This window comes from Bradyrhizobium sp. Cp5.3, assembly GCF_000426265.1.
GTDB classification, from domain to species: domain Bacteria; phylum Pseudomonadota; class Alphaproteobacteria; order Rhizobiales; family Xanthobacteraceae; genus Bradyrhizobium; species Bradyrhizobium neotropicale.
In genome coordinates, this window is sequence record NZ_AUFA01000032.1 from 64428 (window position 1) to 78142 (window position 13715).

The 13715-nt window shown below is 62.9% G+C and carries 12 protein-coding genes; 7 read left to right on the forward strand and 5 right to left on the reverse strand.

Annotation, left to right across the window (positions count from 1 at the left end; translation table 11 throughout):
- Positions 1-94 precede the first annotated feature (94 nt).
- From K289_RS0130975 to K289_RS52500, 3 genes are all read left to right on the forward strand, one after another.
- Complete coding sequence (locus K289_RS0130975; RefSeq protein ID WP_027555034.1) at positions 95-892, forward strand: enoyl-CoA hydratase/isomerase family protein; 798 nt, start codon at positions 95-97, stop codon at positions 890-892.
- Positions 893-1275: 383 nt separating this feature from the next.
- The gene (locus tag K289_RS0130980; RefSeq protein WP_027555035.1) at positions 1276-1917 is read left to right on the forward strand and encodes a hypothetical protein; all 642 of its coding nucleotides are present in this window, start codon (positions 1276-1278) and stop codon (positions 1915-1917) included.
- A gap of 163 nt (positions 1918-2080) precedes the next feature.
- Positions 2081-3274: a hypothetical protein gene (locus K289_RS52500; RefSeq protein ID WP_245284048.1), complete on the forward strand. Its 1194-nt coding sequence runs from the start codon at positions 2081-2083 to the stop codon at positions 3272-3274.
- Positions 3275-3502: 228 nt separating this feature from the next.
- Here the strand turns inward: K289_RS52500 and K289_RS51810 are convergent, their stop codons facing one another.
- The 3 genes from K289_RS51810 to K289_RS50845 form a co-directional block, all read right to left on the reverse strand.
- Entirely contained in the window at positions 3503-5197 is a 1695-nt protein-coding gene (locus K289_RS51810) for an AAA family ATPase (RefSeq protein ID WP_245284049.1), read from the reverse strand.
- A 43-nt stretch (positions 5198-5240) separates the two neighbouring features.
- Positions 5241-6161 (reverse strand): hypothetical protein, encoded by a 921-nt coding sequence (locus K289_RS45755; RefSeq protein ID WP_156918282.1) that lies wholly within the window; start codon positions 6159-6161, stop codon positions 5241-5243.
- Between the two features lie 169 nt (positions 6162-6330).
- Positions 6331-6507: a hypothetical protein gene (locus tag K289_RS50845; protein ID WP_156918283.1), complete on the reverse strand. Its 177-nt coding sequence runs from the start codon at positions 6505-6507 to the stop codon at positions 6331-6333.
- Positions 6508-6965: 458 nt separating this feature from the next.
- Between K289_RS50845 and K289_RS0131005 the strand changes: the two genes are divergently transcribed.
- The 3 genes from K289_RS0131005 (at position 6966) to K289_RS0131015 (ending at position 10189) form a co-directional block, all read left to right on the forward strand.
- Positions 6966-7940 (forward strand): tripartite tricarboxylate transporter substrate binding protein, encoded by a 975-nt coding sequence (locus tag K289_RS0131005; protein WP_035686401.1) that lies wholly within the window; start codon positions 6966-6968, stop codon positions 7938-7940.
- 183 nt (positions 7941-8123) lie between these two features.
- Positions 8124-8666, forward strand: a complete 543-nt coding sequence (locus K289_RS0131010) for a tripartite tricarboxylate transporter TctB family protein (RefSeq protein WP_027555039.1) — start codon at positions 8124-8126, stop codon at positions 8664-8666.
- Positions 8667-8677: 11 nt separating this feature from the next.
- The gene (locus tag K289_RS0131015) at positions 8678-10189 is read left to right on the forward strand and encodes a tripartite tricarboxylate transporter permease (protein ID WP_027555040.1); all 1512 of its coding nucleotides are present in this window, start codon (positions 8678-8680) and stop codon (positions 10187-10189) included.
- Positions 10190-10284: 95 nt separating this feature from the next.
- Here the strand turns inward: K289_RS0131015 and K289_RS0131020 are convergent, their stop codons facing one another.
- A complete protein-coding gene (locus tag K289_RS0131020) occupies positions 10285-11478 on the reverse strand; it encodes a CaiB/BaiF CoA-transferase family protein (RefSeq protein WP_027555041.1) in 1194 nt (397 codons plus the stop codon).
- A gap of 134 nt (positions 11479-11612) precedes the next feature.
- Positions 11613-11915, reverse strand: coding sequence for a hypothetical protein (locus K289_RS0131025; protein ID WP_027555042.1), 303 nt, complete (start codon positions 11913-11915; stop codon positions 11613-11615).
- Between the two features lie 199 nt (positions 11916-12114).
- On the opposite strand from K289_RS0131025, the gene K289_RS0131030 reads away from it, so the two are divergent.
- Positions 12115-13715 (forward strand): M10 family metallopeptidase C-terminal domain-containing protein (locus K289_RS0131030; RefSeq protein ID WP_027555043.1); only part of this gene is annotated, 1601 nt, incomplete at its 3' end.

Below are 13715 nucleotides of genomic sequence, written 5' to 3' on the forward strand. Positions count from 1 at the left end.
TTTGAGCATGATCTTTTCGGAAAACCGCAGCGCACGTTGCGCAAACGCGGCCCTCCGGGTCCGGATCATGCTCCAGTGAAAAAGAGAGCGCGCGATGAACCTGCCTGCGACTGCTAGCGAAGACCTGCTCTACTCCGTCCAGGACGGCATCGCGCGGATCACCTTCAACCGACCGCAGGCACGCAATGCGCTGACCTTCGCCATGTATGAGCGCATGGCGGAGATCTGCCAGGAGATCAACGCGGACCGCTCGATCAAGGCGCTGATCCTGACCGGCGCCGGCGACAAGGCGTTCGCCTCCGGCACCGACATCTCGCAGTTCCGCGCCTTCAAGACCGCGCAGGATGCGCTCGACTATGAGGCGCGGATCGACCGCGTGCTCGGCACCCTGGAGCAGTGCCGCGTGCCGGTGATCGCGGCGATCGCGGGGGCCTGCACCGGCGGCGGTGCCGGTATTGCGGCCTGTTGCGACATCCGCATCGGCACTGAAACGACGCGCATGGGCTTTCCGATTGCGCGTACGCTCGGCAACTGCCTGTCTATGTCGAACATCAGCCGCGTCGTCGCGCTGGTGGGGCCCGCCCGCACCAAGGACCTGATCTTCAAGGCGCGCCTCGTCGAGGCGCCGGAGGCGCTCGCGCTCGGCCTGCTCAACGAGGTCGTGCCCGACGTCGAGACGCTGCAGCGGCGCGCCGACGAGACCGCAAAGCTGGTCGCGAGCCATGCGCCGCTCACGCTGGAGGCGACCAAGGAAGCGGTGCGCCGCATCCGCCGCACGCTGTCGCGCGAGGAGGGCGAGGACCTGATCCTGAAAGCCTATATGAGCGAAGATTTCCGCGAGGGCATGGACGCCTTCCTCAACAAGCGCACGCCGAACTGGAAGGGCAAGTAGGGGATTCTCGCTTAAAGAGCGATCGTGATCGAGAAAGCGAAATAGTTTCGTTTTTTGCCTCGGCGGGCTCGCGATGCATAGGTTGTAATTCTTATTGATGCATTCCTGGATAGGTAGCTGGCCAATCTAGTTACAAGTTCTCGTCATGCTTGGGCTCGGTGCGGACGATTGGCTTGGGCTCGGTGCGGACGATTGGCCTAGACCAAGACTAACGTATTTCTTTGTAATTTCATATTTCCGAAAACGAAACAGTTTCGCTTTTTAAGATTTTTTATTTGAGTTGATCAATTGCCTTGACGGAATTCCGAAGTTCCCTAATCTTATCGCGGGGTAGGACGACAGTCCTACGGGGGGTCCACCGGGTTTCAACCTGAGAGGGCCGCATGAGGGACGTCGATACCTACGACTATACGAAGATCCCCGCCGAGCATCGCGAGGAAGTTCGGCGTCTGACGATGCAGATTCGAGAGTCTATCCGATCCTCGGTCGACTGCGGCATCGATGCCGGCAAAGCACTCATCAAGGTGAAATCCTGGCTGAAGAAGGGTGAGTTCCTCACCTACTGCGAGGAAGCTTACACCGAGAGTGTTCGCACGCTGCAGCATTACATGGGCTTGGCGAGACTGGCTGAGTGCTACGGGCCCGAGGCCGTTTCGAAAGTACCTTCCGGCGTCGCTTACAAGCTCGCCGCCAAGAGCGCTCCGCCCGAATTGGTCCAGGCCATCTTGGCAGAAATCGCAGCGGGAGACATCCCGACCATCGCGATCGTCGTGGAGCGTATCGAGAAGGCGAAGGGTACCTCGAGCCGAAGCCGTTGCATCGACATCTCTCCGGAAGAGCTGGATCGGCTTGCGATGATGCTGGTCGCCGCTCTGTCTTCCGCTCAGCTCGCTTCGTTCGTCGGTTTTCTGGCGGGGGCCAACTCTTCGGCGATTGGCGAGCTTGGAAAGAAGTGTGGATTGCTCGGCGGTGCGACCGAGGCTCCGATTGTTGCGCGTCAGGTTTCCGGGACTATTTTCGGATAGGTCAGCTCCCGCATGAGCCTCGGACCCGCATGCGCCAGGCCCGAGCTCCATGAACTCGACGCTATCTGTCGCCAACGGCTCGAACTGCATCACGATTATCCTACACTCAATCAGGCACTTTTTCTGGACGCTCACCGTCCGACAATAAGGAGGCTGGACCACAATGAAAGTAAATGTCCGGAAACTGCTGGAGCGTACGCGGGCATGCTGCGACCGCATCCCCATGCGCAAAGTCAGCCCGAACACGCTCGATGCCTACCTCTCGGAGTTCAAGCGCATGGAGGCAACGGGCAATCTCGATCCGTGGAGGCCGGGCATCAGCCGCGAGGCCTTTTATTTTTCGCGTGCTGCATTTCATACTGGAGCCAGAATTTCTCTGATTAACCTCTTCTGGGGCTGCTGGGACGCCGGGGAGAGGGAAGACGCAGGTCTCGCTCTGGAATATGCGCGTCGGCTCCATCGGACGTTGATCCTGGTCGAGCAGGCCTTGACGCTCGACCCCCCTTGCGAGCCCGGCGTTCTGCCCTTCGAGAACGGACCTTCCCGCTGGAAACCGTTTGAGGCTGAACAGACGGAAGAAGGTGAAGAGGGTGAAGAGGGTGAAGAGGGTGAAGAGGGTGAAGAGGGTGAAGAGGGTGAAGAGGGTGAAGAGGGTGAAGAGGGTGAAGAGTCTGGCCGCGGCCCGGGCGGAAAGAAGAACGTCTTGGCAGCCCTGTACAAGAGAGGGGGCGATTGGACGAGAGAATTGTGGGACGGGGTTCCGACGGACTGGGAATATCGAGCAGCGCTCGCGGTCAGCCTGATCGCTCCGATCAGACCCGAAGAACTGACCGAAGGGCTGCGCAACGACGTACATCGGGTGGGCGTTCGCCTTTCCGTACAACATAATGAGCTCTCGATCGAATATATCCCCGCCAAGAACCATCGCGGCCGGTATGGCACCGGCCGCACCACCATAACCGTAGACTGGATCATTCTCGGAGGGCCAGCGCGGTACCTTGCCGACTTGTGCGCAGGCGGGTGCTCGGTGGTGACCGCTCCAAACGATGCCTTCCGCAAAGCCCTTGGCAGGCTCGGCAAGCGCGTTTTTCGCGATATCGCAGTTTCCATCACGCCCTACGTCTTAAGGAACCAAGTTGTCGCGGACCTGAAGGCAACTTACGGGGCGGGCAGGGAGGTCGCTATTGCTGCGGGGCACGGTACCGAAAAGACTCAGTCTCATTACGGCCACCACCAGCATGGTCGGAAACTTGTCGGGTACTTGAGGATCGAAGCCGCCCGAGAGCCCCGCACCGGCAGCATCGACCGCGTGAGGCAGCTCGCAAATCGTCGCCGGCAACCCAAGCCGGATCGCTGACGGTCTTAAGCTCCTGATTGTTGGACGCGACCAACTCGATGATGCTCAGGTTCCGAGCAGTCACTCGCGCGAGACCCGGCGCTGGCGAGACAGTCGTTCCAGGGCTGGAGCAAAGATCGATTGGGCGTTTCCGATGCCGGGCCGCCGTTGGCGGGACGCACTGCAGCGCAACCTGCGCACAAGATCATTGGGCGTCGGCAGGACCGTCTCGCGATCGTACGACATCGCTCAATTTCGAGCGGCCCGCGCATCATGCTGGCGCATCACGACCTCGACGATGCGACGTAAACGACGGACCGAACCGCCATGCCAGTGGTGGGCGACGGCCTGTTTTTCCGCAGCCGTGAACGGGATGGCCCAGCGATGGTCGAGACCACGATCACGCAGGATGTCGGCGATCACGGCAGGCAGCAAGGCCTCGAGGTCCTCTGCGGTGGGCCTGGGAAATTCGATCTGCCGCATTCGATCCCGCAATGGGGACGGCAGCGTGTCGGCGTGATTGGCGGTGGCAACATAAGAAACGTGGCGCAGGTCCAGTGAGGTCTGCAGTGCAGGATCATGGTATTGACGCGCGGTCTGCGGCTCCAGGAAGGCCAGCAGGCAGTCGAACAGCCGGCCATAGTCGCGGCTAACCGCAGTTTTGTCGATTTCGTCGATGAGAATCCCGGGATTGGCGTGGCCTGCGCGGGCGATCGCCAACAGGGGGTGGCAGACCTGGGCGCTCGACCAGCGTCGGTCGGTGCCACCGAAGGCCGAGCCGTCGGCCGCCGTGGCGTCGGTGCGCCAGAGGGATATCCCAAGATGGTGGAATAAGCGTTCGACGAATCGCGTCTTGCCCGAGCCAGGTTGGCCGGTCAGCAGCAAGGGATCTAGCGTAACGGTCGTCCGGCCGACCAGGTCGGCAAGAACGAAGTCAATGACGACCTCCGCATAAGGAAATTCCGCCAATAGTGCCTGCCGCACCTCGGGCAGAGCAGATGTGGCGACGAGGGGCAACGCGATATTGATGACCTTACTCAGGGGCGCCATGATGTCCTTGAGCCTATGGCGCGCGACCTCTGCCGAATCTATTCGGACGACCACAACCTGGCCGTTCGGCGCTCGCGCATTGGCGGGTGCATCGCTGTTCACGGGTGCCAGGGCGAGATCGGCTTTAGTTCTTTCCACCCGTTCCCTAGCAGCGTGGGCCAGGACTTTGACGGTGGCGTCCTCAATCCGATGCCTTGCCATGCGCGCGCCCAGGGCCGCCGCGGCCGTCGCGGCTGGCGTCTGGAAGGTTCTGGTGACGTCGTTCGCACACACCGGCAAGGCTGCCCAGCCATAGGTCACCGCTTCCGCTTCGGCGGCGAGGTGAGAGGGGCTGTCGTGGTCGAGCTTACGCAGCGCGGCGAGCAACGCTCTAGCGACACGACGATGGTCCTCGATGAGAGCCTTGTCGCGGGGCAGTATCAGCGAGGTCAGCCGGATGCAATCGGCAAGACCCCGCAGCTCGCTCTTGTCCTCGACGACGGAGCGATGGTCGAGCTCCGCCGCCAGCCTGTTACCCGTCTCGGCATTGGGCGTGCCCAGCCATGCGGCGGTCGAGGGTAAGCCGGGACAGGTTTCCTCGATCTCCGCAGCAAGACGCTGATAGACCGAATTGACGCCACGCGAGGCGAGCAGCCCATAACGGAGAATCCGCGGCAGCGCGGCGAGTTCGTCGTCGCTCGCGGCTGAATCCTCAGCCGCCCCCTCGATGAGGTCCAGATCGAAATCGGTGAGCGGCGTGTCGTCCGTATCGTCGGTCATAATCTTGCCCGCGAATGTATCGCTGCAGCCGGCCGTCGGATCGGCCGAACTGATCGGTGCACACGCGCCGAAGGCGATGCCCGGCGCTTCGGATCCGGATCGGCGGCGTGAAGCGCCACCGAAATGCGGTGACACTCACGCCGCGCGTCTTCGAGAGCGTACAAGGTCGAGGTTCGTTCTAGAGGTGCATCAGGGGACGCTGATTGGGGTCGATCGCGCGCCACTTGGAAGAGTCGACATGGGCGCCGCACGCCACGGCGGCGGCGATCGCCATCGAGGGGAGGGCGACGTCGACCGTCAGGCGCATGCGATCAGAGGCTCCGGGGATCGGGCTCAACACGCCGGCGTCGAACAGTGCCGCGCGGCGGGCGCGGTTGACCGCGCTCGCGCTCGGGTTCGTGGTGATGCGAATGTCCGAACCCGCCGCCACCACGAAGCGGTCGCCGGCGGGATAGCCGTGCGCCCACAGCGTATCGTCGTACCGAAGCTCGAAGTCGCTGCCGCCGCGGGGCAAGTCGACACCGATCTCCATGGGACCGGTCTCATCCGCCTCGACGGTGTCGGACACGTTGCTCTCCCCGATCTGATCGTGTGCGCCGGCGGGGGGCGACAGTTCGAAGGCGGCGAGGCCGGCGTCGAACAGAAGCCGCTTGCTGTCTTCGAGGATACGCTCCAGAAGCGGAACGTCGAGCGGGTCGACTTCGGCCAGGCGGGGCGGGCAACCCGCCACCACCTGCAATACGCCGCTCGCCTTGGCAGCCTGCGTCAGCGCGTACTGCAGATAGACAGCCGTTTCCTTGGTGAAGCGGAACCCTTCCGCGCCCCGGACAACGAAGATTCGCTGCACGAAGGCCTTCTGGGGATCGGCGGCATGTTCTCCCAACCGGCGGCCGAGATTGTTGGTCTCCCCGAGATAGATGCGACCCGAGCCGACCATGGCGTAGAAGGCGGGACAGGCAAGCTCGCTGGCGATGATGTCCGAACTCAGTGTCCAGGGAAAGTCGAGAATCCGGACATGAGCGGCACGATCGGTGACTTCGCGCACGTCGGCGACGCCGCCGTAGGGCCTGTAGATATGAGTGGTGCTGCGGGCCAGCACGGCCTTACTCTTGAACAACGACATTGAAGAACTCCTGGCGGTTGCGCAGATCCTCGTCCGAACGGGGCGGCACGGCATTGGGCTCGGCTCGAACGAGCGGCGCCGTACGGCCATGCCGCGAGGGGCGTCGTCGGCCCTCGGATCGCAAACTGGGGTGAGTAGGGCGGTGCTAGTTCAGGGGCGAAGGCAAGATGATTGCCTCGTTTGCCGACTTGCGGCGCGCGAGCGCGTGCACCGCGAGCACGACCTGCTCCTCGGGGCCGCGCTGGCGGTCCTTGCAAGCGTCAATATAAAGCCTGAAAGCGGAAACGACCGCCGAATCGGCGGTATAATGGCAACTAGCCATGATAGACTCTCCATTAGTCTGTTGTGGTCAGGCCGTCGTCCGGTGCGCCAACATCGGCGGCGGCCGCCTTCGCGTTCATTGCGATGGCAGGACAAATGTAGAACGCCGATACGAAAAAAGCCAGCTGCGATCGGCAATAAATTTTAGCGTGATGGTTAACGGCGCCATCGTTCGCTTCAGCCGCGGCTCACATGCGATTGTGGAGAGGCCATGTGCGGGAAGGAGCTTTGGTTGAAGATCGATTGTCTTGAGCCATCGTCTCTGACACGTGCAAATTTTTCTATGAACCCGCTCTGGGCGATTGGTCGTAAGTGCGGGTGAACCGCGACTCGGCACTCAACAGCAAGTTCCGCCCAAAGTCACATTGCGCAACTGCCTGAACATGCCATTACTGTCGAGGCAGAGACATGCTGAGCTCTCCAGCAACAGAACCACAGGGAAGAAACGTGCGAAAATTGATGATGGTCGCTTGCAGCGCAGGCGCGTTGTTGGCAGCCGTTCCAGCCTTTGCCGGCTGGGAGCCCACCAAGCCGGTCGAGATCGTGGTCGCGGCTGGCGCAGGCGGCGCCTCCGATCAGATGGCGCGGATGATGCAGGCCGCGATCCAGAAGAACAATCTGATGAAGCAGCCGATGGTCGTCTCGCTCAAGGGCGGCGCGTCGGGCGCGGAAGCGCTGATGTACATGAAGTCCAGCGAGGGCGATCCGAACAAGGTGCTGATCGCCTATTCGCTGATCTACATGCTGCCGCTGTCGGCCAAGATTCCCTTCAACTGGCGCGAGCTGACACCGGTGTCCGTGATCGCGCTCGACCAGTTCGTGCTGTGGGACAACAGCGCTGGTCCCAAGACGGTGAAGGAATTCGTCGAGGCCGCGAAGGCCGCGAGCTCGCCGTTCAAGATGGGCGGCACCGGCTCCAAGCGCGAGGACCACGTGCTGACCGTGTTCCTCGAGCAGAAGACCGGCGCGAAATTCTCCTATCTGCCCTACAAGTCCGGCGGCGAGGCCGCGACCCAGCTCGTCGGCAACCACACCGAGTCCAACGTCAACAATCCTAGCGAAAATCTCGAAGTCTGGCGTGCGGGCCAGGTGCGTCCGCTCTGCGTATTCGACAAGGAGCGCATTTCCTACACCAGCAAGGTGACGGAAACGCAGTCCTGGGCCGACATCCCGACCTGCAAGGAGGAGGGCGTCGACGTCCAGTACCTGATGCTGCGCGCAATGTTCCTGCCGGGCAAGGTCACGCCGGAGCAGCAGGCGTTCTATGTCGAGCTGTTCCAGAAGGTGACGCAGACGCCGGAGTACAAGGAGTACATGGAGAAGCAGGCGCTGAAGCCGATCTTCCTCACCGGCAAGGACATGGTGAAATTCCTCGAGGAGGACGACGCGCTGAACAAGTCGCTGATGACGGAAGCCGGATTCGTCGCGAAGTAGGCTCTTTCTTCTCCCTCTCCCCGTTCTTACGGGGAGAGGGTCGGGGTGAGGGGTTCTCTCCCCGAAGACGGTGGCAGACGGACTTGCCGAAGCTCCCTCTCACCCGGATCGCATCTTGCGATGCGATCCGACCTCTCCCCGCAAGCGGGAGAGGTGAACATCCTCAATCTCGCAAATCAGCTCATGTCCCAAACCGACCTGGAAATCGTCGTCGACGACCCGACCGCTCCCGAGGACGACTCCCCCGCCGTCGTGAGCGCGGGCACGATCGAGATCATCGTCTCGCTGCTGCTGCTCGCGCTCGCCGCAACGCTCGGCTACGACAACTGGCGCACCGGCATCTCCTGGGATGCGACCGGGCCCGAGCCCGGCTACTTCCCGTTCTATCTCGCCATCATTCTCGGTGGGGCCAGCCTCTACGGCCTGATCTCCGCGGCGCTCGCGCGCCGCGCGGCTGCCGCGACCTTCGTGACGCGCGCACAAGCCCGCCGCGTGATGGCGGTGTTCGTGCCGACGCTGCTGTTCTGCCTGGTGACGCAGTTCCTCGGCCTCTATGTCGCGAGCTTCCTTCTGATCGCCGGCTTCATGCGCCTCATCGGCAGGATCGCGCTGTGGAAGTCGCTGCTCACCGCCTTCCTGTTCACGGCGATCATGTTCATCACCTTCGACATCGCCTTCGACGTCATCATGCCGAAGGGGCCGCTGGAAGCGGCCTTCGGCTACTAGGCGGGCTCGCGATGGAAGCCTTCGGTCTTTTGGTTCACGGATTTGCCGTTCTGCTCACGGGCAAGACACTCGTGCTGATGATGGTCGGGCTCGTGCTCGGCATCTTCGTCGGCGTGCTGCCGGGGCTCGGCGGCCCGAACGGCGTGGCGATCCTGCTGCCGCTCACCTTCACGATGGATCCGACCTCGGCGATCGTGATGCTGTCCTGCATCTATTGGGGCGCGCTGTTCGGCGGCGCCATCACCTCGATCCTGTTCAACATTCCCGGTGAAGCCTGGTCGGTAGCGACCACCTTCGACGGCTATCCGATGGCGCAGCAGGGCAGGGCGGCCGAGGCGCTGACGGCGGCGTTCACGTCCTCCTTCATCGGCTCGCTGGTCGCGGTGCTCCTGATCACCTTCCTCGCACCGATGATCTCGTCGTTTGCGCTGAAGTTCGGCCCGCCCGAGTTCTTCGCGGTGTATCTGTTGACCTTCTGCTCCTTCGTCGGCCTCGGGCGCGAGGCCAAGCACAAGACGGTCATCTCGATGTCGCTGGGGCTGCTGCTCGCCGGCGTCGGCATGGATACGGTGTCGGGCCAGTTGCGCATGACCTTCGGCTCGGCGGAGCTCTTGCGCGGAATCAACTTCCTCGTCGCGGTCATCGGCCTGTTCGGCATCAGCGAGATCCTGCTGACCATGGAGGAGCGCCTGGCGCTGCGCGGCCATGCCGCGAGCATCTCGCTGGGCGTCGTGCTGAGCGTGTGGAAGGACCTGCCGAAATATTGGGTGACGCTGGTGCGCTCGTCCTTCATCGGCTGCTGGCTCGGCATCACGCCGGGCGGCGCGATCGCGGCGTCCTTCATGGGCTACAATCTCGCCAAGCGGTTCGCCAAGGATCCCGAGAGCTTCGGCAAGGGCCGCATCGAGGGCGTGTTCGCGCCGGAGACGGCCGCGCACGCTTCAGGCACCTCGGCGCTGCTGCCGATGCTGGCGCTCGGCATCCCCGGCTCCGGCACCGCTGCGATCCTGCTTGGCGGGCTGATGGTGTGGGGACTCAATCCCGGGCCTCTGCTGTTCGTCGAGCACAAGGATTTCGTCTGGGGCCTGATCGCCTCGATGTATCTCGGCAACGTCGTCGGCCTCGCGCTGGTGCTGACGACCGTGCCGATCTTCGCCTCCATCCTGCGCGTACCGTTCGCGGCGGTCGCGCCGATGATCGTGGTGTCCTGCGCGATCGGCGCCTACGCGATCCAGAACGCCATGTTCGACATCTGGCTGATGCTGGGCTTCGGCGTGGTCGGCTACGTCTTCAAGAAGATCGGCATTCCGCTGGCGCCGTTCACATTGGCGCTGGTGCTCGGCAACCGCGCCGAGGACGCCTTCCGCCTCTCGATGATCGGCTCCGCAGGCGACCTCAGGGTGTTCTGGTCGAACGGCCTGGTCGGCTCGATCACGACGCTCGCGATCGTGCTGCTGTTCTGGCCGATGATCGAACGCTTGGTCGGCCGCGTCGGACAGTTGCGGCGCCCGGTTAAGGCGTGACCGGAAACGGCTCTGCCGATTTCTTGGTGACGGCAAGAATGTATCTATAAATCAATATCTTGCGTCGTTTACTCAATGTTATCCATAAGTTGAACTCATACGACCTTGGCCTTCCTTAGCGTCGCAATCTCCTCGGCAGCAAAGCCGAACTCGGCAAGCACATCCTCCGTCTGCTCGCCGAACTCCGGTGGCCGTGCCACCATGTGGCTTGGCGTGCGCGACAGCGTAACGGGCTGGCCGACCAGGCGGATCTGGCGGTCCTCCTGGTTCGGCACGTCCTGGGCGATGCCGAGATGGCGGACCTGGGCGTCCTCGAACATCTGGTCGATGGCGTAGATCGGTCCGCAGGGCACGCCGGCCTCGTTGAGTTCCCTGACCCAGGTCTCGGTCGGCTTCGTCACGGTGCGCTTCTCGATCTCGGCGTTGAGGGCGTCGCGGTTCTTGGAGCGGACCGGCGCGGTCGCATAATCGGGATTGGTGACGAGCTCCGGCGCGCCGACGGCCTGGGCGCAGCGCTCCCAGATCCGACCGCCTGTCGTGGCGATGTTGATGTAGCCGTCGGAGGTCTTGAACACGCCGGTCGGAATGCTGGTCGGATGGTTGTTGCCGGCCTGCTTTGCGACCTCCTTCTCCATCAGCCAGCGCGCGGCCTGGAAGTCGAGCATGAATATCTGGGCCTGCAGCAGCGAGGTCTGCACCCACTGGCCTTGGCCCGAGACCTCGCGCTCCAGAAGCGCGGTGAGGATGCCGATCGCGCAGAACAGGCCCGCCGTGAGGTCGGCCACGGGAATGCCGACCCGCATCGGGCCCTCGCCAGGCGCGCCGGTGATCGACATCAGCCCGCCCATGCCTTGCGCGATCTGATCGAAGCCCGGCCGCTTGTGATAAGGGCCGTCCTGGCCGAAGCCGGAGATGCTGCCATAGACGATGCGCGGGTTGACCGCGCGCAAGGCCTCGTAGTCGATGCCGAGCTTCTTCTTCACGTCGGGACGGAAATTCTCGACCACGACGTCGGCCTTGGCGGCGAGCCGCTTGAAGACGGCCAGCCCGCGCTCGTCCTTCAGGTTGAGCGTCATGGCCCGCTTGTTGCGGTGCAAATTCTGGAAGTCCGAGCCGTGGCGCGGGCCGCCCGGCTGCTCGCCGCCGCCGTCCTCCAGTAGCGCGTCGATCTTGATGACGTTGGCGCCCCAATCGGCAAGCTGCCGCACGCAGGTGGGCCCGGACCGCACCCGGGTCAGATCGAGCACGGTGAAACGTGACAGGGCTTCCGAGGCGTGCGGAAAGGGCATTTTGAAAGGCTCCGGGACAGATCGCGCGCCTACCATAGTGCCGAAAGATCATGCGGCAAGCCGCCGCCGGCGCCGATGCCGCCTGCCAAAATGGGGTGACTGACGCGGCGGCCTTGCTGCGGTGCGTTACGGCATCAGCGCGACAGGCGCTTCAGCTCGGCGCGCGCCTTGTCGGCGAGGGGATCGTCGCCGTGGCGGGCGATGAAGAGCTCGAATGCTTCCGCCGTTCCCTTGCTGCGGGCCAGCTCATATTCCTCGGCAACGGCGGCCGAAGGGTCGCGCGCCGGTGGAACCGAGGGCGCGCGCAGCGCCCTGCCACTGTCGTCCGCGTTGGCTTTTCCGGCCATGGCAGGCAGTCCTCCGAAGGGCAGATGATACGACGCGGCCAGCACCGCCAGGGCACCGAACAGACCGGCCGGGAGTGGGCGTAATCTCATGGGCACCTTGCAGATTGCCGGCGAAGCAGGACGCGCCAGACCAGTTGTCTGGGCCCGTATGATTACGGGATTTGGTGGCCAACACGGCATTAGGGAAGGGGGGCGGTCGTGTTGCCAAGTTTAAGCTAAAGGTATCAATCTGTCGCTAGAATCGTCGGCCTGCGCCCGAATCGCGCGCCCTGGTGTTCCGGAGATTCCCTTGGCCAACGCTGTCACGGTTAGTGCGACCAACAACGCCGATATCGACGGCATGCTGTCGGGCTACAAATGGTCCGGCGCGATCACCTACAGCTTTCCCGACTCGCCCAGCGACTATGCCAATCCCTACAGCGGTGGCGACAGCGAACCGACCACCTCCGGCTTTGCTTCCGCGCCCAGCCAGATGCAGGCGGCGATCAACTACGCGATCGGGCTGATCCTCAGCTACACCAACGCCAGCATCCAGTACGCGGGGACCAACGGCGCCGACATCATGATCGCGCAGTCGCCGGCGGCCAATCCGACCTCCTACGCCTACTATCCCGGCAACTATGCCGCCGGCGGCGATGTGTGGTTCGGAACCCAATATGATTACACCCAGGCGAGGCTCGGCAACTACTATTTCACGACGGCGCTGCACGAGCTTGGCCATGCTCTCGGCCTCAAGCACAGCCAGGAGACGGGCGGCCCCGCCAACGTCGCGGTGCCGACCGCGCATGACGACAGCGAATACACCGTCATGAGCTATCGCAGCTATGTTGGCGGTCCGCTGACCGGCTACACGAATGAAGCGTACGGATATCCGCAGACCTACATGGCGAACGATATCCTCGCGCTCCAAACATTGTATGGCGCGAACTACACGACGCAGAGCAGCAACACCGTCTACACGTGGAGCCCGACCACGGGCCAGGAATTCATCAACGGCGTTGGCCAGCCGGCGGACAATGGCGGGGCCGGCGGTTCGGCCAACCGCATCTTCGAGACGATCTGGGACGGCGGCGGCGTCGACACCTATGATCTGTCGAACTACACGACGAATCTGAGCATCAACCTCAATCCCGGTGCGGCGTCGCTGTTCTCATCCGCGCAAGTTGCCTATCTCGGCAACGGCCACTATGCGTCAGGGAACGTCTACAACGCCTATCTCTACAACAACGACGCGCATTCCTACATTGACAACGCCATCGGCGGCTCCGGCAACGACACGATCATCGGCAACGCCATCGCGAATGTGCTGAACGGCGGCTCGGGCAACGATACGATCACCGGCGGCGGCGGCAACGACACGATCATTGGTGGAGCCGGCACCGATACGGCGGTGTATTCGGGCAGCGAAGCCAGCTACGCCATGTCCTACAATTCGGCGACGCAGACCTTCACCATCGTCGATCAGCGTTCCGGCTCACCTGACGGGACAGATACGGTGACGGGGGTAGAGAATTTCCAATTCGGAGATGGCTCAATCACAAGCGCCACGCTCATCAGCCAACTTACGCCAATTGCGATCGAGTCATTTGGCTCGACAAGCCTGCTGCAGGTGGGAAGTAACTTCGAGCTCGGCAGCTCCGGTCCCATTCTGAAGTACAACGGCGCGGCGGCGACGAGCGGCCAATTCTCACCCTGGGTCCCAATCGGTGCGGAGCAAACAGCGACGGGGTTCGATTTTGCCTGGAAGCTGACTGGAGCGGACAATTACGACATCTGGAGCACGGACGCGAACGGCAACTTTACGGCAAACCTGACGCCGAATGGTGTGTCTGCCAGCAGCGCGGTCCTGGAGAATTTTGAGACCATCTTCCACCAGGATCTGAACGGAGA